The following is a 22,717-nucleotide window of genomic DNA, read 5'->3' as shown; positions in this document are numbered from 1 at the left end:
CCTTGAACGACACGATGCTGCGCCTACGGATCGCTATCGCCTTCGCCGCCACGCTCGTCAGCGCGTCGCTGGCTCCTGCCCAGATCACGCTCGACGCCGACTTCGACAGCGGCTCGTTGTGCTTGTTCGCCTCGACCGCCTGCGATGACAACGGCGTCGCCAGTTCCGTGAGCGGCAACATCGTCACGCTCGTGGGCCGCGACAACTTCAACGCTGGCAATTGGAAGTGGGTCTACTTCCGCGCGTCGGGCGTCGCGGGCCAGACGGTGCAGTTCCGCATCGGCGACGACTTCACGACGGGGAGCAGCAACCTCAACAACCACGCCATGGTCTACAGCTACGACCAACAGACCTGGCATTTCTTCGACAATAACCAGCGGCAGGCGTCGCTCGATCGCTACAGCTTCTCGAACAATACCGCGTTCACTCAGGAGGAGGTCTACGTCGCCTACGGCCTCCCCTACCCCGCCAGCCGTGTGGATGACAAGGTGTCGGCGTGGAGCGCGTCCCCGTACGTCGCGCCGCTCGGCAGCGGCTTCGGCAGCATGGTAATTGGGCAGTCGCCCGGCGGCGTGGACGACATCGGGCGGACCATCGCCGGCAGAAGCCTGTATGGCTTCGAGATCACGGACGCCACCTCCACCGCCGCGAAGCAGAAGATCGTGCTCCTCGGCGGCACGCACGCCAACGAGACGGTCGCCAACTGGACGCTCGAGGGCCTCGTCGACTTCCTCGTGAGCGATGACCTCCGCGCCGCACAGCTCCGCCAGCGCGCGGACTTCTACGTCTACCCGATGTCGAACCCCGACGGCCGCTCCGCGGGAATGAACCGCACGACGGTCCAAGAACAGGGCGTCGACCCCAATCGCGTCTGGGACTCAGCCTCGAACTATAACGGCCAGACCGACATCCGCACCGTCGGTCAGTCGATGCGGTTCGATACGGGGGGCGACATCGACTACTTCGTCGATTTCCACTCGACCGTCAACAAGAACGAAGCGCCGTATCACTTCGGGTACCTCCAAGGCTCCATGTCGAGTTCGCCGTTCTGGCAGGCGGTGCTCGACCGCGAGCCCGAGCTGATCACGCTGGGGGCGTCGCTCGTGGACTTCACCGGCGCCAAGTTCGGCCGCGACGAGCTCGGCGCCGAGGTCTCGTTCACATTCGAAACACAGTTCATGCCGGGCGAAAACACCGACCGTTACCTGACGCTCGGTGAGAACTTCGGCCTGGCGTGGTGGGACACGCTGGTGGACCACGGCGACTTCAACTTCGACGGCGTGATCGACGCGGCGGACTACCTGATCCTCGCCGCCAACGCCGAGACCGACCTCTCGGGCCTCTCGCCTCTCGAGGCCTACGCCGCCGGCGACCTCGATGGCGACGGCCGCAACTCGATCGAGGATTTCCTCCAGTTCAAGGGCGTCTACGTCTCGCTGCACGGCGCCGCGGCGTTTGCTGCGATCGTCCAGGGCGTCCCCGAACCGAGTGTTTTTTGCAGTCTGTCGGCGATTTTCGTACTGTTGACCGTTGCCCGACCCGCGGCGCGACCCGAAACGATTGGGCCGCCGCGCTCACCGAGACACCCTGATCTCCGGAGATAAACGCCATGCCTCACGACAACCGGTTTCGTTTCCTGCGAGTCGCCTCCGCAGCGTCACTAATCCTTTGCGGCGCTGCGGCGGCACGCGCCGTCGACCTCGAGGCGTTCGAGTTCAACGACGCGAGCGGGACAACGCTCGGCGGCGCCGCGAACTCGGTAAACCCCGGCAACCTGTGGATCGAAGACCCGGAGATGGCGCCCTCCGACGTCCGCGGCGGTGTCTACAACATCGTCAAGCCGTCGAGCGCCGTTGATACGAACTTCCTTCAGATCGACAACGTCACGTCGGGTTCGGTCTGGTACACCGCTCAGATGGCGAATTGGAACTTCGTCGGCTTCGACCCGAGCAACCCCGAGCAGTTCCGCATCAGCTTTCTCAATGACGATGACGACGACTTCGGATCGACGATCACCGCCGAGGCCCGCATCGAGCGCGACGCGGTGACGGGCGACATCGTGGTCTCGGGGCTTGCCCTCGGATCGGGCGCCACTGACGTGCCGAGGAACGACATCATCTCCACGGTGCAGCCGGGCCCGTTCACGCTTTCGCTCAAGCTCGACAAGGACTCCGACACTTACGCCGTCTACTACAAGGACGGGTCGAACGCGACTCGCGTCCTGGGTCGCGGCCTCGCTGACCCCGGCCGCGATGCGAACTCGATCCGGATGGTCGCCAACAACAGCTTCGGCGAGGGGAGCTTCGATTACCCATTCTTCACCGACGAAGTGTTCGCCATCGATCGCCTCGCGGTCAGCGACACTTCACCGTTCAACGACCTGCTGACTCTCGAAGTCGATCGCACCACGGGCGCGATGACGCTCCGCAACACGTCGGGCGCCTCGGTGACCGGATGGTCGGGTTACACGATTGAGTCCGCCGGCGGCAGCCTCGACCCGACGGGCTGGGACCCGATCGGGGGTTCAATCGGGTCGAGCACGACGTCGGTGTTATCAGAGACCTTCGCGTCGCAGTCGCTTGCCAACAACGGGTCCGTTGTTCTCAGCACCGCGTCGGGCGCGTGGCTCGAGAGCCCCTTCGAGGACCTGTCGATGGAGCTGACGCTCAGCGGCGGCGGCACGCGGTCGGTGGACGTGGAATTCGTCGGCGGCGCCGGACGTTTCGTGGCTGGTGACTTCAACACCGATGGCGTCATCGACGCCGCCGACTACCTGTTGCTCGCCGCCAACGCCGAGACGAACCTCGCCGGCCTGACCGCCGCCGAATCGGTCCTCAGCGGCGACCTCGACGGCGACGGCCAGAACAGCATCCTCGACTTCATCCAGTTCAAGTCGCTCTACGAGGAGGTCAACGGCGGCGGCTCGTTCGCCCAGATGATCGCCTCGATCCCCGAGCCGACGACGCTCGGCCTCGTCGCCGCCTCGGCGCTCGCCCTCGTGACGGGCCGCCGCCGCACCCGCCAACCCGCCTTCACCACCGCCGGAACCACTTCGATGCGCCCCCAGACGCTGGCGAGCCTGCTCGCAGCCCTCACCTTTGCATTGCTCCCCGCCACCGCGTCGGCCGTGATTATCGAGGACTTCGCGTTCAATGAATCGATCGGGACGACGCTCGACCTCACCACTAACGCCGGTAACCCGGGGAATGCCTGGGTCGTTGACCCCGATCTGACCGATACGGCGACCAACGGCATCGGCTCGCTGCGGATCCGCAACGCGACGACCTCGCTTGAGTCCAACTATCTTGAGATCGACAACATCACGACGGGCAAGGCTTGGCTCGTCGTTGAGATGGCCGGTTGGTCCTTCAACACCGACACCATCAATCCCGCCAACTTCGATCCTACGAACCGGGAGCAGGTGCGTTTCGCCTTTCTCAACAACGACAACGACCCGCCCTCGGGGAGCACGCTCACGGGGCAGTTTCAAATCGAGCGCACAACCGAAGGGGGCGTGCAACTCATCGGCAATACAGCCGGCTCTGGGAGCACCAACATCGCCGGCGCCTACGCCCTAACGAACGACCGCTCGACGCCCTTCACCGTGGCTCTAGAAGTCGATGTTACCGACACGGTCGAGACCTACTCGGTCTACTACAAAGACGGCGCGGCGCCGTTCACGCCGCTCGGCACGGGGACGATCGCGCCGGGCCGAGACGCCAACTCGATCCGCTTCGCGATCAGTGACAGCTTCGCGGGCGATGGTGAGTTCTTCGACATCAACCGTGTCTACCTGACCGACGAGGACCCGCTGGGGGTTGTCGCGCCGACTACCTTGTCACTAGAAGTGAACACACTCACCGGTGGCGTGACGATCCACAACCCGACCGACGCGCCGATCAACTTCGACTCGTACCGCATCGCCAGCGACGCCGGTCAGTTGAACGCGGCCAGGTGGGTGAGCCTCGCCGACCAAGAGGCCGACGCCGTCGGCGGCGGCGCCGGTGAGAACTGGGTCGAGTCGGGCGGCTCGGGGGCGGGAGTCCTGGCCGAGTCGTTCTTGCTAGGCGAGTCGGAGATGGTCGCGGGCGAGCTGGCAGCCCTCGGCCCCGTCTTCGCGGGCGGCGCACAGGACCTTACGTTCCAGTACCGCGACACGGCGACCGGCCAGTTGGTCATCGTCGAGCCGACCTACGTCACCGGCCCCGTGTACGGCGACTACAACAATGACGGCTCGGTCAACGCCGCCGACTACACCGTGTGGCGAGACGGCAATGGCGACTCCGACGGTAACAACGACGGCTCGGTCAACTCCGCGGACTACTTCGTGTGGATGGCCAACTATGGCGCCACCTCCATCGGCGTAACGGCGATCCCGGAACCATCTTCGATCGCGGTTCTCCTAACTGCCGGCGCCTTGTTGGGCAGCGGCGTCGCCCGTCGCCGGTGATAGCGACAACATCTTAGAAGAGAGCGGCAAGCCCCGGTGAAGCGTGCTTCGCCGGGGCTTCCGTTTTGAATATCGGTCCGTTCCAGGCGCGGCGAGCAAGAAGGCGGGCGCCGCTGCGTGGAACTTGCGATTGAGATTCACCGAGGACGACGGCGAAGCATCCCTGCAACCGCCGTCGCAAAGACCGCTGACAAGGTGGCCGTCGGTTCGGGGACAGCCGTTGCCGCGTTGGCCTGCGTGGCGCCGTAGTTGGCGACCCAGTCGGCATAGTCCGAAACGCTAACGAGCCCTGGCGTGCGATCGTTGGGGAGCTCGGTGAACTGCCCGAGCGAGTCCCGCCAAACGCTGTAGTCGGCCGCATCGACGACGCCGTCGGCGTTGAAGTCGCCCGGCAGGGTCGCCTCGAGCGACGCGTAGCGGGCCAGCCCCGGCGTCGCGACGGCGTCGCCGGCGACGAGGAAGTTGAACGCCAGGTCCTGATCGCCAGCGGCGTCGAAGGGCATGCCCAGGTCGAACGACGCGCCGCTCTCTAGCAGCTGGGTCCCGGACTCTACCAGTTCGTTGAGGGCGGTCGGGCCGGGGTTGGCTTCCTGCCAATCGCCAACGCCCGCGTCGGCGAGGCTAACCCAATCGCTGGACCCGGGCTTCAAGGAGCCCGACGCCGAGCGAATGCTGTAGCCTTCGATCTCGACCGGGAACGCAGACGTGTTCGTCAGCGTCGCGCCGCCCGTCACGGGATCGACAACAAGCGTCAGGTTGTTCGCCGACTCGCCGACGTACTCGACGTTGATGGCGACGGCGTCGCCGCCGGCGTTCGCATACGAGGCCACCAGGTCGGCCGGCGCGTCAACGCCGAACGCCACGCCCGGCGCGAACAGGGCGCCGAGCGACAGCGACGCGCCCGTCGGGACCGACAGGCCGGCGCCGCTCTGCTCGCCGAGTTGCGTCGCGCCGGCGGCGGATTGCGACCAGCCCGTGACGCCTTGGTCCGACAACCCGACCCACCCCGCGGGATCGAGTTGGCCGGACGGGGACGTCAGCGTCAGTGTGTCGATCGCGATGGCGCCGTCGGTGGCGTTGGTCAGCGTCGCGGCGCCCGTCGCGCGATCGATGCGGAGCGACAGCTTGGGCGCGTAGTAGGCGTCGAGATAGGCGCCGGCGTCCCACTCCAAGACGGACAGAGTCGAGTTCTGCTGGCCCAGCCCCACCGGCTGGTGGAGCAGGTGCAGCTTCTGTTCGCGGTCCCAGAGGGCGGCGTCGTAGTTCGGCTCCCAGTCGCCGAGGGCCTCGGTCGTGAGGTCGACGAAGTTCCAGTTCTGGCGGTCCTCGCTGTGGGCGATCGTGACGACGTCGCCGCGATCGTCGTAACGCATCGCCACCAAGACGCGATTGTCGTCGTCCACGACCACAATCGGCCGGGCGAGTTCGCGGACGGTCCCGCCGCCCTGCTTGGTCTCGAAACCGCGATCCGTAATCTGCGACGTTTGCCAGTCGGCGCCGTCGTAGTAAGAGAGCATGTACTGCCGCGCGTGGTTCCCTTGTGAGGCGTCGGGCGCCCACCACGACGCGATGACCGGCAGGTCGTTGGCGTCGGTCGTCATCGACGTCTGGTTGATGAGCGAGCTCTGCTGCGGGATCGCGACGGCGATCTCGGACGGCCCTTCGCTCATCGGCAATGAATAGAGCGAACCGTCGGTCCTGCGCCACGTGGCGCCGTCGTCGGTGCTCTTGGCGTAGTAGATGTTCTGGTTGGTTTGGAAGTCGGGCGTGTCGCGCAGCGTCCACGACAGGTGCATCGCGCCTTGCGAGTCGAACGCCACGGTGTTGGCGTACATGTTCTTGCTCGACAGGCCGTCGCCGAAGACCTCGCCATCGAACAACGGCCGATGGAGTGGGACCCACGAGCCCGTCGCGTTATCGTAGCGGTTGACCTGCTGGTCGCCGTTGCCCGAGCCGCCGGTGCGGTACATGAACAACAGGTCGCCGCCGGGCAGGTCGTAGAACTGCGGGTACGTGACGAGGCCCTCTTGTGACGGGCTCACCATCGGGACCTCGGCGCCGAAGGCGATCGACGCGGCGCCGGTGACCGGCGCGGTGGAGTGGATGTACCGCAGGTTGTCGTTGTGCATGCCCCAAGAGAGGTGCATGTACCCGTCGCCATCGACGCCGAACGTGATGACGTTGTGGTCGTCGGTGAGGCCCGAGTTGTTGTCGGTGTAGACCGTGTTGAAGACGTCCCACTGCGCGTCGCCCAGCGTCCGCCGGGCGACGGTCACCAGGCCGTTGTCGTCGTAGTAGGCGGCGAACTGCTGGTCGCCGATCGTCTTCAGCGCGTTCTGGCGGAAGGCGACGTGGTTCATGCTGTTGGCGGCGAACGCCCCGTCGATCGGGGCGAGCGTCACGTCCACCGCCGCGGCGTCGGTCGCCATCACGGAGACGCCGAGCGCGAGGCAGGCGCAGAGTGCGAGCCTGCCGGCGCCAGAAAAGCGAGTTCTCATTGCCGTTCTACGAACGGCCCCTTGCCGCCGCTCCAAGTGAGTTCGATGACTAGGTCGTCGGTGGGCTCGTCAATGGTGACTTCGATGCCCGAGGTGCTTTGATCGGCGTATTTCTTCGGCGCGTGCCAACGCACGGTGCGGTCGTCGATCCCCTCGGTCGCGGCGACCTCAACGCGGTGCGTGCCCGGGATGACGCCGTCGTGCTTCTCGAAGCACGTCAACTGGAATCGGCCTTCGCCGTCCAGCCGACCGCTCGCGGCGCGGGTGTCGGGGTTGCTGAGCTTGATCATCCCGAAGCGGACCGGCTCGCCGTCGATGACGACGCGGCCGGCGACCGGGACCCTGGTCGGTCGACCATCCCCGCAACCCGTGAAGCAGGCGGAGGCCAGCACGGCCAACGCGGCAACAATCGTCTTCTGCATGGATTCGATGCGCCTTTTCTGTCGCTTGCCTATTCTCATTTGCTTCCAGATTGATCACTCGAAGGAGAGGGCCTCTTCACCCTCGCGCGTTGAGAGCGCTTGGTAGACAGCGTCCGACACTCCCTCAACCAAGAACGAAACGTGCCCATCGCCGAAGAGGAAATTGCCGCCGCCGGGGTGGGGGCTCGAGAACGTGCAGTTGGTCCAGCCACCCGGTCCGCCGGCCTCGGCGACGTTCTCCACGATGGCGTTGACGTCCACGGGGTAGTTCATCGGCAGGTAGGTCGATCGCATCAGGTTGCAACGGTTGCCGTTGGAGTAGATGCTCGAGCTGTTCGGGTCGTGCCCGTTGCGGGTCTCGCCGACGAAGATCGTCTTGCTGAGGCCGTCGGTGATCTGCTGGATCTTGAAGCGGACGCCATACACGAACACTCCGGTGTTGAAGAACTTCACGTCGTTGCCGGGGAAAGCGGTCGTCGGCCCGTTCGTGCCCATCGAGAGGCCGTAGCTGCCGTACTCGACGGGGGTATCGCGGGCGCCCGAGGGGACGTGGTGCTTGAACTGGGCGTAGGGCTCTTGCGCGTCGCTGGGGCAGTGGAAGTTGGCGACACGCGTCCCTAACGCCTGAACCACCTCGGGGTCGCGGAACCATTGGTTGGTGGCGTCGATGTACCAGACAGCGACTTCATCGATCCGCCACTGATCGAACAGCGCTTGCTCCTCCATCTGCGGGAGGATGTGGAGGAAGGCGCTAGCGCCGCTCTGCCCCATGTTACCGCCACCGGCGCCGGTCCCCTGACCGTTGCATTCGGGCACGGCGAGGTTGCCGTCACAACCCTGTCGGCCGGCGGGGAACGACTTGGCCGTGTCCTCGTAGTTGAGGAAGGCGATGCCGATCTGCCGCACTTGGTTGACGCACTGCGCGCGTCGGGCGGCCTCGCGGGCGGCTTGGACCGCCGGCAAGAGCAGGGCGACAAGGATGCCGATGATGGCGATCACCACCAAGAGCTCCACGAGCGTGAAGGCGTTGTGCCTGCGGGACATAGGGCGTGGTCCGTCTTCTCAAGCCAGTTCGATGAACGCCTTCCCGATTACGATCGGGAGGTCGATGAGTGGTGACGCCGAAGAAGCCCCGCCGGCCGATGTGGCGCGCCGGCGGGGCGCTCTTCGGCTGCTTTATCAGCGGCGGCGACGCATCGCGGCGACGCCCGCCATCCCGAGAGCGAGCAGACCGGCCGCCGGCTCGGGGACGATCCGTAGGTTGTCCATGTTGCCGCGGACGCCGGCGGCGCGGACGTCGGCATAGAAGCCGATCGCATCGCCGATGCCCGCCGCGTTGCCGCCGCTGATCGTCCGCGTGCTGACGATGTTGCGGAGGCCGCCGTCGTTGTAGTAGCCAAGCTCGAACACGTCGGTCGCCAAACGCTTGATGAACAGCGACTCGAGGTTCGTTGGCGTCGCGCCGCCGCCGAGGGACATCTCAGTCAGCCCGTCAAACCCACGCGAGAACAGCTGTCCGTTGTTACGAATGTAGACATTGACGTAGTCGGCGCGGACATCGGCGGCGGGGTGCCCGGCGCCGACATAGAGGCCGATGTCTTGCGAGTCCAGGTTGCCGCCGAGGTAGTCGGCTTGCAGCTCTTCGCCGACTCCAAGCGTCACGTCGGTGCGCGTCAACGCGTACTGCTCAATCCCGCCGTAAACGGAGGTGTTCAGTTGCAGCGAACCACCACTAACCTCCCACTGGGCTGTATTGTCCGGAGCGGCGGGGGTGGCCTTGAGGATCCGGGTCGCGGTGTAAGACCCCAGCGAGCCGCTGAAGTCATCGACCAGGCCGATCGGCCCGGCGTTTGCAATTCCTGCCGAGAGGGCTAGAGCGATCGAGGCGGCGAAGCAGTGTCGTTTCATCAGTCACACCATGGTTGAAAGAGAAGAGGGAGTCGCGTCATAGAAGTCAGCACTTCATCAGCAGGCCGCCCTGGCGCGCCGCACAAGCGGCAGGCCGAGCAGCCCAAGCAGGATCAAGACGGACGACGGCTCGGGGACCGCCAGCGCCGAAGAGCCGCCGAGCGTGCGGCCGTAGTTGCTCGCCCACACCGTGTAGTCAACGGCCGACACGCCGCCGGGCGACGTGTCGCCGGGGAGTGTCGTCGCCGTACCCAGCGCGTCGCGCCAGACCGTGTAGTCGGCCGCGTTGACGGCGCCGTCATTGTTGTAGTCGCCCGGCAGAGCCACCTGCGCCGGCGCCGTCTCGTAGACCACTGTCCCGGTGCGCGGCGTGCTCTCACCCGCCAGCAGGTACTGGAAGGCGAGGTCCTCGGCGCCGCCAGTGACCAAAGAGCCCAGGTCGAACGAACGATGGATGCTCATCTCGGTGACGCCGCCGTCCATCAGCTCCGAGACGCGCGTCGAGCTCGGGTTGGCCTCTTGCCATTGGCCCGACTCGACGCCCGCGTCGTCGAGGCTCGTGTAGCCCGTGTTGAGCGCGCCGGACTCGGAGGTGATCGTGTAGCCGTCGATCTCGACATTGAACGGCGAGGCGTTGCGCATCGTCGCCTGGCCGGTCGTCGGGTTGACGTACAGCACCAAGTCGTTGATGACGCCCGCGCCGCTGTAGTCGATGGAAGCGGTGATGTTGCCGTTGCCGGGGCCCGTGTACTGGAACACCAGGTCGTCCAAATCGGTCCCAAACTCGGTCGGCGCCGGCTGATAGACGGCGCCGAGCGATACCGACTGGCCGCCGCCGATGTTGGTCGTGCCAGCGCCGTTGATGATCTCATTGAGCGCGGTAGCCGACGGATTCGCCTGCGTCCAACCCGATCCGAATTGCGTCGCCAGCGGGTTCCACGCTCCTTGGTTGAGGAGACCGCTCGGTGAGCGGACGGAGTAACCGTCGAGCAGCACCGCCGACGTGCCCGGATTGGTGATCGACACGACGCCCGTGTCGCGGTTCACATCCAGCACCAGCTGTTGTTCGAGGAAGAGTTGAAGGACCTTGTCGGCGCCGTCATCGACAGTCCGCACGTTGAAGGCCTGTCCCGCTCCGAGGGCAACCCCGGACGAGGTGATCGAGCCGAACACCCCGGTGATGTTGGACGCCGAGATGAGGTCCCATGAGTCGGTGATTGTTGGCGTGTACCCAGAGAAGTTGACGTTCAACGCACCACCAATCGCGGCCGTGGAACCGACATTGATTGTTGAGGCCGAGCCGCTTGAAAGGTTCTGCACCAAGCTATGCGTGCCGGTGAGGGTGAACGTCCCTGTGGTGGAGAAGTTCACGCCCGACCCGGTGATTTGGGTGGTGCGCGCCAGTGACGCCGAGCCAACGTTGACCGACGGCGACCCGGAGAGATCGATAAGGCTTCCGGCTTCTCCGCCGGATGTCAGCGAAGCCGCCGACATGGCGCCTCCCGTCATCACGAGCGTGCCCGTGCCGCCAGAACCGATACGGACGCCGCCGTCCGCGTCGAAGGCCGGCGCTGCGACAAAGTTGATCGCACCGCCCGGGACAATGCTGATCGTCCCCGACTGGCCGGCGTTCTGCCCGAGGTACGCGCCGCCGGCGTCGGGGACCGATGACGAGATCGTCGCCGTGCCGCCGCCGTTGATGACAGCGAAGTCATCGAAGTCGATACTGGGGACCGACATCGGCGCCCAGTTGGCGGAGTCGTTCCAATTGCCGGTTCCAGAACCGCCGCTACCGGCGTTCCAGATGGCGAGGAAGGCGGAGCCGGGCTGCGCGATCGCCGATTGGCCGCAGGCCAACAGCGTCGCGATGGCCGCCGCTAGGAGGGTGTTCTTCATGGCGTGTGCGCCTTTGTTCGTTGGTGTCTTGCCGGTTGGGGAGAGAGTGATTGAGCAGCCGCTGCGCTACGTGTCTCGCTTCAGACACGCCGCCGCGAAGCCGCTACTCCCGCCGCCAGGAACGCCAGCGCCAACGCCGTCGGCTCGGGCACTGCTGACAGCGAGTACAGGCTCGCCAGCGCGCCGGCGTTGTCCTTCCACTCGCGGTAGTCGGCGAAGTCAACGATGTTGTCACCGGTCAGGTCGCCCTCGGTGCGCGTCGCGGGCGTAATGAAGAGGTTGTCGCGGATAAAGCCAAAGTCCACTCCATCGACAACGCCGTCGCCGTTGACGTCGCCGGCGACGGGGGCGGGAACAATCCGTAGATTGTCCACGCTGCCGCGGATGCCAGCTCCGCGGATGTCGGCGTAAAAGCCGACCGAACTACCGATGCCCGCCGAGTTGCCGTCGCTGATCGTCCGCGTGGCCATCAGGTTGCGGTTGCCGCCGTCGGAGTAGTAGCCGAGCTCGAACGTGTCGCTCGTCAGCCGTGTGATGTACAGGCTCTCCAAACCGGTCGGCGTCGCGCCACCGGACAGGCTGAGCTCGGTAGTCCCATCAAACCCGCGCGAGAAAACCTGGCCGTTGTTCCGCGCGTAGATGTTGACGTAGTCGGCGCGGACGTCAGAGGTCGGCGTACCGGCGCCGACATAGAGGCCGATATCTTGCGAGTCGAGGTTGCTCCCGAGGTAATCGACGCGTAGCTCCTCGCCCAGTTGCAGCGTGAAATCCGTGCGGGTCAGCGCGTACTGTTCAATGCCTGCGTAGGTCGTGGTGTTGAACTGCAGGGCGCCGCCCGCGATCTCCCACTGGCCGACATTGTCATTGGCCGCAGGCGTCGCCTTGAGGATGCGTGTCGCGGTGTAGGCCGAGAGGTCGCCGCTGAAGTTGTCGATCAAACCCAGCGGTCCGGCTTCGACGCGTCCGTTCAAGAACGTGCAAGCACAAGTGACTAGAGCGGCTTGAACCAGCAACGTCTTCATTGAAAAGAAGGATGTCATGAGGGGTGGCTCCTAAGTTCGTCTCGACGCCGACCGCTCGGGCGGGGCGCCGGTCTCGATGGGGGGTGGGGTCGTGATTCTTCGCAGTGTCGCGCAGGTGTGAGCGACTGCGCGGCGAGTGGGGGATGGCCGCCTGGGCCGGTACGTTGGAAAAGCTGTCGTTGTGAATAGGCCCCGATGCGTGGGCGTCGGGCAATTGAAAAGGCGCGCCGAACGTGGCGCGGTCGTTGTTGGTACTCGGCTATCCCTTGCTTGCGGCAGCGGCGTCGTCGGTAGGCGGCATCGCAACAGCAGCGCCGACCATCGATCCAACGCCGAGCCGACCGAACGCCTGCCACTCGACGCGCAGCGCCAGCGGGTTCGGCGCACTGGGCGCGGTGCGGTCCACGCCGTTCCAGATGTCGAACTCGATCAAGTTAACGCCATCGCGAAAGCCTTGAGCGATCTCGATGACGTGGAAGCGGTTGAAGACTTGGTCCTCGTCGTTGAGCATCCACGACTCGACCGGGACTTCTTCGCCATTGATTCGTACGGAGCGGACGCCGTTGTCCGCGATTACCTGGGCGACGATCACCACCGACCGCAGGTCGTAACCCGTCAGGTCGAACTCGGTCTGGTACGTAAAGGTCGCATTGGGAGGCAGCCCAGGCCGCACCGGGTTCACCAACGACACCCACTGCGAGTGCTCACGGTCGTTCGACAGGTAGCGGTCGTCGGCGTTGCAAACGACGGCGAACTGAGGGCCCGAGAACTGCGGGCAGTTGGGCCCCGCGACGACCCGCCAGTGCGGGTCTTCGTCGCCCTCTTCGAGCCCGCGGCCCGTGTTGAACAACGGGATTGGCTTGTAAGGGGCGACATCGTTGAGGTCGGCGTCAAACCGCTCGAGGTCCGCCGCTAGCCGCGTGGCGACCTTGCTCGCTCCTTGGAACCGCAACGCCTCGCCCTTCGACAGCAGCACGCTTTGGCGGGACGAAACCGGCGCCGAGGGCGAGTGGACGCGGACTTGGCCGTCGAGGACGTGGGCCTCGGTCGAGCCCCGGTTGTCGGCCGAAACGGCGAACTTCGTCCCTAGGTCAACCACTCGTAGTGAATCCGTCGCGATGGTGAAGCCGTGGGCCCACTCGGCGACCTGGGCGGTGACGACCCCCTCGGCGAGCCGGACGTGCATGTCGTTGTCGAGCGACACGAAACACGGCGCCCGGAGCGCGACCTCAACCCCGCTGGCGAGGCTGATCCGCGCAGCGCCCTGCGACAGGTAGATCGAGTCCCCTTCGACAAAGCGATGGCCGACCGGGTACTCGTCACCGAGCCAGACGGCGCCGTCGATCGACTCCAGTCGGGCGACGGGCTTCGGCTGGCGGTCCGCTTCGATGGCGAGGCGTCCGTTGGCCAGCCACCAACCCGCCGCGATCAGCAGTGTGGCGGCGACGGCGAGGGAGGCTCCTCCGCGAAATCGCCGACGCCGATCGGCGGCCCCCTCGGACGTGTGGGGCGTGGTCATCTGAGCGATCGCGGCGTCGACCCGCCGAGCGGCCGCGGCCGAACGCACCTCGAAGTGCAGCGCTGTCTCGAGCTGGCACCGCTTTACGAAGGCGGCCAGCGCCGCGTCACTCGTGAGCAGCAGCGACTCGAGCTCTATACGTTCGGCGTCGGTGATCGCTTCGCTCATGGCGGCGTCCATGAGCGTGTGCAGGCGATCGAGGTCGGCCGCGTCGTTGGTAACACGGTCGTACTTCACAGCGTGGCCTCGGCTTTTAGAGTCCGTTCGATACAAGCCAGCAACACCCGCCGGATCCGGTTGAGCGTCGTGTACAAGGCGCCGGCCGAGCGTCCTTCGGCCTCTGCGACGTCCTTGATCGGCGTGTCAGAGCCGTAGCACTTCTCGAGCAGAGTCCGGTCGGGCTGACGCAGCTTTGTCAGGCAACCACGCAGGGCCTCGGCGCGACGGGCGACAACCGTGGCGGGCGAGGACAGGTGGCATTCAACGATTCGCTGCATCACTTCGTCGCTAAAGCAGACCTTGCTGCGGCGTTTGCCGCGGAGGAAGTTCTTGATCGTAAAGTCGGCGACCCGCATCCCCCACGCGCCGAAGTCGCTGCCCGGATCGAGATGGTCGAACTGGTCAAACTTGGTCCACAGCAGCATCGCCACCTGCTGGTACAGGTCCTCGGCGTCCGCCATGTTCAGCACGTGCGAGTACAGGAAGCCGAACAGCCGCCCTTGATTCTCGCTGAGCAGCAGCGCGAACCGGTTGCGCCGGTCTTCGTCGCTCCCCAATCCCACCGGGTTCACCATGCTGCCTCCGCCTACGATTGCCGCGGTTGTGGGACGCCCAGCGGGCAGGGGATGGATGAGGAAACGGGCCGACGTTGAGGGAATGTCCGCTGCGGGCCGCTTCCTTAGCCACGAACTTGATGAGAATCCCAAATAAATTACGACAGGGCGCTATCGGGCAACGGGCGCCTCGGTCAGCACTTGAACCGGTCCCAAGAGCCCCGACGGCAGCAGCGGCGTGTCGGCCTGGAACTTCGTGATATTGGTCCGGGTGATCCGCTCCGACTCGGGCAGGGCCGCGTCGCCGATCAGCCGGTTGGGCCAGAGGTTCACGACCTCGATCTCCAGATGGTTATCAGCTTGCAGCGGGCCATGTAACTCGACACGGTAGGGCGGCGTCCAGGCGACGCCCTGCTCCTCGCCATTGAGTCGCACCGACGCGACGTTCTTCACGTCGCCTAGGTCGATCCACACCCGCCCGCTCTCCGACTCCTTCAAAGTCTTGGTCGAAGGCGTCCACTCGGCCGTGTAGGTCGCCGTGCCGCTGTAATGGCGGACGGCGGTGTCGTCCGACTGCGACCAGTCGCTGAGCGTTTCCATCGCTACTGGCTCGGCGGGGCCGCCTCGCTTGGCGTCGAATTGAATCGACCACGGCATGGTTAGCTCCTCCGCCAACTCGGCAACCGGCAGGTTCGGGCCGTCGTTGCGCGATAGCGTCTCAGCGCGGTCGCCCTGGAAGACAACGAACAACGCTTGCTCCGGCGCCAGCGTCAGCGGCACGCGGGTTGTTTGCTCGCCGATCGCGTACGACTTTGCCGCCGCCCTGTCACCGGTCACCGGGTCCCAAATCGCGGGCGCGGCGTCGGCGACGCGGAACTCACACTCCGCCGTCACGGACTCGGCCGTCCGATTGGCGAGGAAGTAGACCTCGGCGCCGTCCGTGCGGCGATGGAAGTAATCGAGCACCGGGTCGCCACGCTCATCGGCCTTCGCCGCGCCGTCGGCGAGCGTGAAGTCGAAGTCGGCGGGCGTTTCCGCGAGCACCTCGCGCGGCGTCGTGTCGCTGACCGCTCCCGTGTCGTCCCACAGCTTCGCGACGAGGCGATCGAACTCACGCTGGTCCACTTCGCTCAGCAGCCCGATCGCCGCTTCGGGCCGTGGGCCGGCGATGGTTGCGCCGGCGTCGGCGAGTTCGGCGATCTTCCGCAGCGCCGCAAGCCCGTAGGTCCCTCCCGGCGGGAGCGATAGGACGCGGTACGACGTTCCCTCGGGCAGCACAAGCCTGCCATCAGCGACCGACACGCGGCCCACGAGCGCCTCGGCGTTGATCACGTCGTAGCCGAAGCCGGTGACGTCGCCGGCGGGGAAGTCGTTCTTCAGCCGCACAAAGCCCGGGACGTTCTCGCCATAGAAGTGCAGCACATCGGCGACCGGCAGGCCCTGCTGCAAGAGGAACTGGCAGCGGTTGAGGTAACCGAAGAAGGCGTCCGCCTTGTCCCACCAAGTGACGTTCGGGTTGACGTGCGTGCCGGCGAAGTAAGCTTGACCGGGCAGCCCCGCCTCTTCTGGCGACGCGGCGAACGTGTGCAGCATCACGAGGTTCAATCCCTCGCAAGCGACACGGTCGAAGACCGGCTTGAGCACCGCGGGCGACTCTTCCCACTGCGGGCCGATCGAGGTGAACGCCTCGGCGAGCACCACGCGCCGGCCATAGGTGTGCGCCGCCGACGCCGACTGCATCACGAACAGCCGTTCGTAATCGTTCACCCGGTGTGTGCGCGAGCGCGCCCAGAACTCGCCCATCGCGATGTCGTTACGCCCCAGGCACTGCAACGCGTCGATCGGCGCGGCGTGCGGGCCGCCCGACTCGGGGTGGACGCCGAGCCCCTTGGCGTGGGCGAACTCTCGGAACGTCGCGTACTTGCCGGCGGCAATCAGGTCGGCCAGCGTCCGCCGGAAGTCGTTGAGGAAGCGATTCGAAGTCTCGCGGTCGCCGACGACATAGCCCGCCAGCGCTGGCAAGTAGGGCCGCGGGTCGTAGCCGCGTCGCTTCGTGAACTCGGCCTCCAGCCGCGGCGTCCAGTTCACCGGGCCCAGTTCCCAACTGTCGGTGTGCAGGTAGCGCAGTGAATTGCCGACGCTCGGACCGGCCGCTTCGAGCAGGGGCTCGATCACGTCGTCCCAGTAAGCGACGAAGGCGTCGCGGTCGAGGTAGTCGATGGCCCAGCCGTCCCAGCCCTCGCTGTGCGTCGAGACCCGCGACCCAGCGAGCGTGTAGCCCATCCGCACCACGGCCCAGAGCCCCGGCGGCGCCTCCCAGTCGAGCTCGCCGACTGAGTCGAGTCGGTCCGTGAGGTTGATCGCTTCGTCGAGCGCGACGGTCCGCTCGGCCGGGTCCCCTTCACCGACGCGCAGCAGGTGGTCCGCCTTGGTCGCCGTGAAAGCGCCGGGGTAATCGTGGTACGCCTTCTGGCGGAAGTTCTCGATGCGCGCGAGGCCCGAGTTCGCACGGTGGAGCGCCTTGTCGCCGTTGAAGAACTCGACCTCCGCCACCTGCACGTTGCGCGGCGCCGCGGGGCTGCGTGGGTCGAACGCCTCGGCTATGATCAACCGCAACCGCCGGGCGGCCGTCGGTTCGAAATCGATGACGACCGGCTTGTCGCCTGACTCGGCACGCCACTGGCTCACCAGCCGCCAATGCCGCGGCCTATCGCTCGCTTGCAGCCAGCCGCGCTTCGGCCCGTAGCCGTCGCGGGGATGGATCACCACCCGTGAGACCTCTGTCGGCGCCGCGAAGTCGAACTCGACCCGGTGCGGCTGCGATACATGCGGCCCTTCGCCGCGTTCGTAGCTGCCGGACACCCAGAAGGTCTCGGGGTTCCCATCGAGGATCATCGACGCGGCGTGCCCCGGCTGGGCAGAGTCGACTTTCACGGCGATCGCCAGCTGGTCCGCGCGTTCGGTCGCGATGGGCAAGGCGAGCACCGCCACGTCGCGGTAGTAGCCGCCGACGGCAGCCGGCTGCGCGAGCGAGATCGATTGCTTGGCGCCGCCTCGGACGGTGACCTCCGACCACGTCAGCTTTTTAGCCGCGTCCTCGGCCGGCACCCGTGGGCCGCCCAGGTTCCAGCCGCTCTGGATGTTGAACCCTAGCTCGAGACCGAGCCGGTCCGCTTCGCGCAGCGCGTGGACGAACAGCTCGCGCCACTCCGGCGAGCCGAAGTCGGGCCCGTGCGGGACTTGGTGGTTGCCGCGCTGTTCGGCTCCGCCGGCGTCGATGATGTTCGCCCCGCCGAGCCCCTGGCGTTTCATCTCCTCCAGGTCGCGGGTGATGCTTGCCCGGGTGACGTTGCCGTTGAGCCACCACCACCAGCAGCGGGTGCGGGCCATCGTCGGGGGATTCCCCCACCCCGCTTCGAGCGCGACGACCGGCGTCAGCGAGGGCGCCAGCTCGGGCCGGATGGGCGCTCCGGGGAGGGCTTCGACAAGCGCTGTCTCCGCGCCACCATTTTTCGCGGTCAGAAGGCCGGCAAGGAGCACGGTTCCGAACCGGGCCAGGAAGAAGAGTCGATCCATTGAGCTGGGATATCGTGAAGAGTGGCTTAGCGGGAGCGGTCATTGCCTCGTCGTACAAGGACGAGGACCCGCCTGAGGGGCGATTGTCCACGAGAGCCCCGACGGCACGAAGGGCCATCAGTAAGATGTCCGGCGCCGCCGTGATCTAAGCCATGAACGAGGGGAAAGCCCATTTCTATCGGGCTGGCGCGCTGACATTCCGCACCAGAGTCGGCCGGTCGGCTCGGACGCCCAAGGGCGGGGCCCCTTTTGCTTGAAGGGTCGCGGCGTTCGATCTAGAGTAGTGGGCAACTTCTTATCTTGTCTGCTCGTTTGGCTATTTGGGCGTCCCCGCTCGGGGGAACGTCGTCAGTCCGGGGTTCGTTGCTTCGTAGTCGGTGCGGTGCTTCGTGGGAGTCGCCTCGTCGGCGCCGCTGGTCTTTTCCGTGCGTTCCCAGCAACTTGAGTAGCGCGGCTTTCACCGCCTCTGACGATGCGCCTCCTCCGCTGCGCTCTGTTTGGCGTTCTAGTGTATGCAGCCGTGCAGGGGCGCGCCGTCCTTGCCGCCCCCAGCGTCGCCCGCACATGGAACGAGCAGCTGTTGCACGCGATCAGCATCGATACAGCCCGGCCGACGGTTCACGCTCGAAACCTGTTCCACGTCTCGGCCGCCATGTACGACGCCTGGTCGGCGTACGACCCGAAGGCGTTGCCGTACCTCGCTCAAGAGAATGCGTCGGCGTCGGATGTCGAAGCGGCCCGCAACGAGGCCATCAGCTACGCGGCGTACAACGTCTTGCTGCACCGGTTTGTCACCGGGCCCGGAGGCGTTGGCCCCGGCCGATCCGCCACGGTGGTGCACCTGCGTGACCAGATGACGGCCCTCGGCTACGACCCCGACAACTTCTCCCTCATCGGCGACACGCCGGCGGCCGTTGGCAATCGAATCGCGCTATCAGTGATCGAGCAGGGGCTTGGCGACGGCGCCAACGAAGCAAACCGGTACGGGAATCCCGCCGGCTTGTATCTACCGGTCAACCCGCCGCTGACCGTCGAAGACGCCGGTGTGACGATGAACGACCCCAATCGTTGGCAGCCGCTCAACTTCCGGGGCGACCGCATCGACCAGTTCGGAAACACGATCCTGCCATCAACGCAGACCAGCCTGACGCCTTACTGGGGGGACGTCACACCGTTCGCGCTGTCGCCCACCGACCGCGGCCCGAGTGGCGTTTACTTCGACCAAGGCGCGCCTCCACAGCTAGGGGGCCTCGGCGACGGGGCGTTCAAAGTCGGCGCCCTGACCATGATCCGCTACTCATCGCACCTCGACCCACGCGACGGCGTGATGATCGACATCTCCCCCGCGTCGCGAGGCAACGCCTTTGACGCGCCGTTCACCGAGAGCTACGAGCAAACCGGGTACGCCGCCAATCCGGTGACGGGACAGCCCTACGAGCCTCAGCTCGTCCCCCGCGGCGACTACACGCGACTGATGGCGGAATTCTGGGCCGACGGGCCCCATTCAACGGCGCCTCCGGGCCACTGGAATGAGATCCGCAACGACGTCACCGACGCGATGGAGTCGCTCGGGATCGCCAAGCGAATCGCCGGCTCCGGCCCGGTCCTCAGCGACCTCGAGTGGGACGTCAAAAGCATGTTCGCCCTTAATGGCGGGCTGCACGACGCCGCAATCGCGGCGTGGAATCACAAGGGCCACTACGATTCGTCTCGCCCCATCTCCTTCATCCGCCACATGGGACAACTCGGGCAATCGTCCGATCCCGCCGGGCCCTCCTATCACCAGGACGGCCTACCGTTGGAACCGGGCCTAGTCGAGGTCGTCACGCCAGAGACAACCGCGGCCGGTCAGCGACACGAGGGCCTCGCAGGTCACGAAGGCGAGATCGCGATCCGCGCCTGGCGCGGCCCGATCGAAGGCGTCGCGCCCTTCGAAGACCCCGCGCAGATCAGTGGCGTCGATTGGGTCCTCGCCGCCGAATGGCTCCCTTATCAGCTCACCAGCTTCGTGACGCCGCCCTTCCCGGGCTATGTCTCGGGCCACTCCACCTTCAGCCGCGTGGGCGCCGAGATCATGACTTCCTTGACCGGCTCGCCCTATGTCCCCGGCGGATTGTTCGAGTACCCAATCTCGATGGGTGACGGCCTGGGGTTCGAGTATGGTCCCACCGGGCCGCTCTCGATCCAGTTCGCCTCGTACTATGACGCGGCCGATCTCGCGGCCGAATCGCGCGTCTGGGGCGGCATCCACCCGCCGCAAGACGATTTCTCTGGACGGCGTATCGGCCAGCTGGTCGGCGAAGCGGTCTGGCGGCGTTCCTTGGACTACTTCGGGGTCTCTCCGACGCCCGAGCCAACGAGCGCGGTGCTCCTGGTGCTGGCCACCCTTACCTGCTGCGGAACGACCCGGAGGTGAACGCCATCTTCTGCCATCGCTGCCGGCTGCGAAGGGGAAGCGCGGCGTCCCGCGCCGTTCGAATCTCGGCGTGCGTCGTCGGGCTCGTTGCGTCGGCGACAGCCAGCGCCGTCACTTTCACCGACGTCACCGCCGCGGCTGGCATCAACCACACCCAGACCATCCCGGAATTGATTCAGGGCCTTCCCGGCGCGGCGTTTTACTCGGGCGGCGTCGCCGCCGGCGACTTCGACGGGGACGGCCGAGTCGATCTCGTCTTCACTCGCCTGAACGACAACGACATCCTCTACCGCAACCGGGGCGACGGGACGTTCGAGGCCCGCAGCTCGACGGCCGGCTTCCGCTTCCCTACCTACACCAACGGGGTTGTCTCGGGCGATGTCGATAACGACGGCGACCTCGACCTCTACATGACGACGGTCGGTTACACCCGCAACTACCTCTATCTCAACGACGGCTCGGGCTACTTCACCGACGCCGGCGTCAATCACCCCGCCGCTCTCGCCAGCGCCGTCACCCGCAGCGGTCAGGGCGCGAGCTTCGGCGATTACGACGGCGATGGCTATCTCGACCTCGCCACCGGTGACTGGGGCAACACGGTCGCGGACTCCCAGTCGCGGCTCCTCCGAAACCTCGGCGCCGCTCAACCCGGTGGCTTCGAGGACGTCACCGCCGCGGCGGGCGTCAACGTCTACCGCGGCGACCACACCTACCGCTTCGTCCCGCGATTCGTCGACCTCGATCGCGACGGCCACGCCGACCTCACCTTCGCCGCCGACTTCCACACCAGCCAGCTCTTCTGGAACAACGGCGACGGGACCTTCACCGACGGCACCCTCGCCGCGGGTGTCGGCACCGACCTCAATGGCATGGGCAGCACCTTCGGCGACTACGACAGCGACGGCGACCTCGACTGGTTCATCACCAACATCACCAACGACCCGCAGCACCCCGGCCCCTTCGGCGGTTTCAATCGCCTCTACCGCAACGACGGCGATCGCCAGTTCACCGACGTCACCCAGGCCGCCGGCGTCCGCGATTCGCGCTGGTCGTGGGGCACGACCTTCTTCGACTACGACAACGACGGCGACGCCGACCTCGCCGCCACCAACGGGTACAACGGCGCCGGCTGGTCAAACGACCGCACCTATCTCTGGGAGAACACCGGCGGCGTGTACCAGGACGTCTCGGTCGCGTCGGGCGTCACCGACACGCTGCAGGGCCGCGGCCTCGTGCACCTCGACTACGACGCCGACGGACGCCTCGACCTGCTCGTCGTCAACCACGGCGCCGCGCCGATCCTCTACCGCAACGAAGGCGGCGACGACGCCGACCACTACCTCCGCATCGAGACCCAAGGCGTCGTCTCCAACCGCGACGGCATCGGCGCTTGGATCACCGTCACTCCCGATCTTACCGACCCGGGCCGGCGTATGGTTTGGGAGATCGATGGCGGCAGCAGCTTCGTGAGCCAGAACGAACGGACGGCCCACTTCGGCCTGGGGACGTCCGCCGATCCGGTCGACTTGGTGACCATCGAGTGGCCCAGCGGGATCGTTCAGCGACTCTACGACGTGCCGGTCAATCAGACGCTGCGAGTCATCGAATCCGCGACCGCGACGCCGGGCGACTTCAACAACGACGGCTTCGTCGATGCGGCCGACTACACTGTCTGGCGAGACCACCAGGGCGGCCCGGCAGGCTCACTGCCCAACGACACCGCCGGCGGCGTCATCGGCGCCGCGCAGCACCAACTCTGGCGCGACAACTACGGCGCGTCGCCGCCAAGCGCCGTCACGGTCCCGGAACCCACAACGCTGACGCTCACCGCGCTTATCGCAGCCGCGTTCGCCGTGAGCCGTCGGCGCTAGCCGCGGGCGGCGTAAGCGAGGGGCCAGGGGTTGAGGGGAGTTTGGCGGTCCGGCCAACCGTGCTGTCGCCCGCGCGCCGAAGTCCCCGAATCGCGCTCTGACGGCGACCGACCGAGGCGGTCGCCATGGACATGCGTTCAGATCGCCAAAACGGGCCCTTCTGGCTCGCCTTGCGCCTCCCCTCGACTGCTTGCCCACCTCGCCGAGAAAACCCGCTAAAGGCCCCTTTTTGGGGCCCACAGAGGACATCCCAGAAAACCCCTTGTTTTCCAGTCCCGCCGGAGCTGGCAGCCGACGGGGTAGCATGAGGCTAAAAAAGTGAGCCGACGGCGCTAGCCGCGGGTGACCCCGGCAACACGGTCCGCC

General features: G+C 66.2%; 13 protein-coding genes. 4 read left to right on the top strand and 9 right to left on the bottom strand.

All coding sequences use genetic code 11. The features are described 5' to 3' along the window. Positions 1-14 precede the first annotated feature (14 nt). Together Spa11_RS03380 and Spa11_RS03375 are read left to right on the top strand one after the other, a co-directional pair. Positions 15-1,604 carry a M14-type cytosolic carboxypeptidase gene (locus Spa11_RS03380; protein ID WP_145107815.1) on the top strand — a complete coding sequence of 530 codons (1,590 nt, stop codon included), beginning with the start codon at positions 15-17 and terminating at the stop codon, positions 1,602-1,604. Between the two features lie 5 nt (positions 1,605-1,609). Continuing rightward, positions 1,610-4,450 carry a PEP-CTERM sorting domain-containing protein gene (locus Spa11_RS03375; protein WP_145107811.1) on the top strand — a complete coding sequence of 947 codons (2,841 nt, stop codon included), beginning with the start codon at positions 1,610-1,612 and terminating at the stop codon, positions 4,448-4,450. Positions 4,451-4,587: 137 nt separating this feature from the next. On the opposite strand, the gene Spa11_RS03370 is transcribed toward Spa11_RS03375, so the two are convergent. The 9 genes from Spa11_RS03370 to Spa11_RS03330 all read right to left on the bottom strand — a co-directional run bounded on the left by Spa11_RS03370 (position 4,588) and on the right by Spa11_RS03330 (position 18,064). Next, positions 4,588-6,948 (bottom strand): BNR repeat-containing protein, encoded by a 2,361-nt coding sequence (locus Spa11_RS03370; RefSeq protein WP_145107805.1) that lies wholly within the window; start codon positions 6,946-6,948, stop codon positions 4,588-4,590. Beyond that, complete coding sequence (locus tag Spa11_RS03365) at positions 6,945-7,370, bottom strand: hypothetical protein (protein ID WP_145107798.1); 426 nt, start codon at positions 7,368-7,370, stop codon at positions 6,945-6,947. Before Spa11_RS03365 ends, Spa11_RS03370 begins: the two co-directional genes overlap by 4 nt. 54 nt (positions 7,371-7,424) lie before the next feature. Then, on the bottom strand, positions 7,425-8,414 hold the full coding sequence (locus Spa11_RS03360; protein WP_145116895.1) for a DUF1559 family PulG-like putative transporter: 990 nt from the start codon (positions 8,412-8,414) through the stop codon (positions 7,425-7,427). Between the two features lie 135 nt (positions 8,415-8,549). Then, a complete protein-coding gene (locus Spa11_RS03355; RefSeq protein WP_145107792.1) occupies positions 8,550-9,278 on the bottom strand; it encodes a hypothetical protein in 729 nt (242 codons plus the stop codon). 57 nt (positions 9,279-9,335) lie between these two features. After that, positions 9,336-11,174, bottom strand: a complete 1,839-nt coding sequence (locus Spa11_RS03350; protein WP_145107785.1) for a hypothetical protein — start codon at positions 11,172-11,174, stop codon at positions 9,336-9,338. 80 nt (positions 11,175-11,254) lie between these two features. Next, a complete protein-coding gene (locus Spa11_RS03345; protein WP_145107779.1) occupies positions 11,255-12,214 on the bottom strand; it encodes a hypothetical protein in 960 nt (319 codons plus the stop codon). Between the two features lie 241 nt (positions 12,215-12,455). Beyond that, positions 12,456-13,952 (bottom strand): FecR domain-containing protein, encoded by a 1,497-nt coding sequence (locus tag Spa11_RS03340; protein WP_145107776.1) that lies wholly within the window; start codon positions 13,950-13,952, stop codon positions 12,456-12,458. Further along, positions 13,949-14,509, bottom strand: coding sequence for a sigma-70 family RNA polymerase sigma factor (locus tag Spa11_RS03335; protein ID WP_145107773.1), 561 nt, complete (start codon positions 14,507-14,509; stop codon positions 13,949-13,951). The genes Spa11_RS03340 and Spa11_RS03335 overlap by 4 nt, the downstream gene beginning before the upstream one ends. A gap of 150 nt (positions 14,510-14,659) precedes the next feature. Continuing rightward, positions 14,660-18,064 (bottom strand): glycosyl hydrolase, encoded by a 3,405-nt coding sequence (locus Spa11_RS03330; RefSeq protein WP_145107770.1) that lies wholly within the window; start codon positions 18,062-18,064, stop codon positions 14,660-14,662. 472 nt (positions 18,065-18,536) lie between these two features. Between Spa11_RS03330 and Spa11_RS03325 the strand changes: the two genes are divergently transcribed. Together Spa11_RS03325 and Spa11_RS03320 are read left to right on the top strand one after the other, a co-directional pair. After that, positions 18,537-20,480 (top strand): vanadium-dependent haloperoxidase, encoded by a 1,944-nt coding sequence (locus Spa11_RS03325; protein WP_145107766.1) that lies wholly within the window; start codon positions 18,537-18,539, stop codon positions 20,478-20,480. Continuing rightward, positions 20,477-22,351, top strand: a complete 1,875-nt coding sequence (locus Spa11_RS03320; protein WP_145107762.1) for a CRTAC1 family protein — start codon at positions 20,477-20,479, stop codon at positions 22,349-22,351. Before Spa11_RS03325 ends, Spa11_RS03320 begins: the two co-directional genes overlap by 4 nt. Positions 22,352-22,717: the final 366 nt, after the last annotated feature.

The organism is Botrimarina mediterranea, from assembly GCF_007753265.1.
GTDB classification, from domain to species: domain Bacteria; phylum Planctomycetota; class Planctomycetia; order Pirellulales; family Lacipirellulaceae; genus Botrimarina; species Botrimarina mediterranea.
This window is presented reverse-complemented; position numbering and strand designations above follow the sequence as displayed.

Bases quoted from the DNA above. Each gene is read 5' to 3' on its own strand.
- Spa11_RS03335 (WP_145107773.1), bottom strand. From the start codon at position 14,509: ATGGTGAACCCGGTGGGATTGGGGAGCGACGAAGACCGGCGCAACCGG.
- Spa11_RS03355 (WP_145107792.1), bottom strand. From the start codon at position 9,278: ATGAAACGACACTGCTTCGCCGCCTCGATCGCTCTAGCCCTCTCGGCA.
- Spa11_RS03370 (WP_145107805.1), bottom strand. From the start codon at position 6,948: ATGAGAACTCGCTTTTCTGGCGCCGGCAGGCTCGCACTCTGCGCCTGC.
- Spa11_RS03375 (WP_145107811.1), top strand. From the start codon at position 1,610: ATGCCTCACGACAACCGGTTTCGTTTCCTGCGAGTCGCCTCCGCAGCG.
- Spa11_RS03345 (WP_145107779.1), bottom strand. From the start codon at position 12,214: ATGACATCCTTCTTTTCAATGAAGACGTTGCTGGTTCAAGCCGCTCTA.
- Spa11_RS03365 (WP_145107798.1), bottom strand. From the start codon at position 7,370: ATGCAGAAGACGATTGTTGCCGCGTTGGCCGTGCTGGCCTCCGCCTGC.
- Spa11_RS03325 (WP_145107766.1), top strand. From the start codon at position 18,537: ATGCGCCTCCTCCGCTGCGCTCTGTTTGGCGTTCTAGTGTATGCAGCC.
- Spa11_RS03380 (WP_145107815.1), top strand. From the start codon at position 15: ATGCTGCGCCTACGGATCGCTATCGCCTTCGCCGCCACGCTCGTCAGC.
- Spa11_RS03350 (WP_145107785.1), bottom strand. From the start codon at position 11,174: ATGAAGAACACCCTCCTAGCGGCGGCCATCGCGACGCTGTTGGCCTGC.
- Spa11_RS03360 (WP_145116895.1), bottom strand. From the start codon at position 8,414: ATGTCCCGCAGGCACAACGCCTTCACGCTCGTGGAGCTCTTGGTGGTG.
- Spa11_RS03330 (WP_145107770.1), bottom strand. From the start codon at position 18,064: ATGGATCGACTCTTCTTCCTGGCCCGGTTCGGAACCGTGCTCCTTGCC.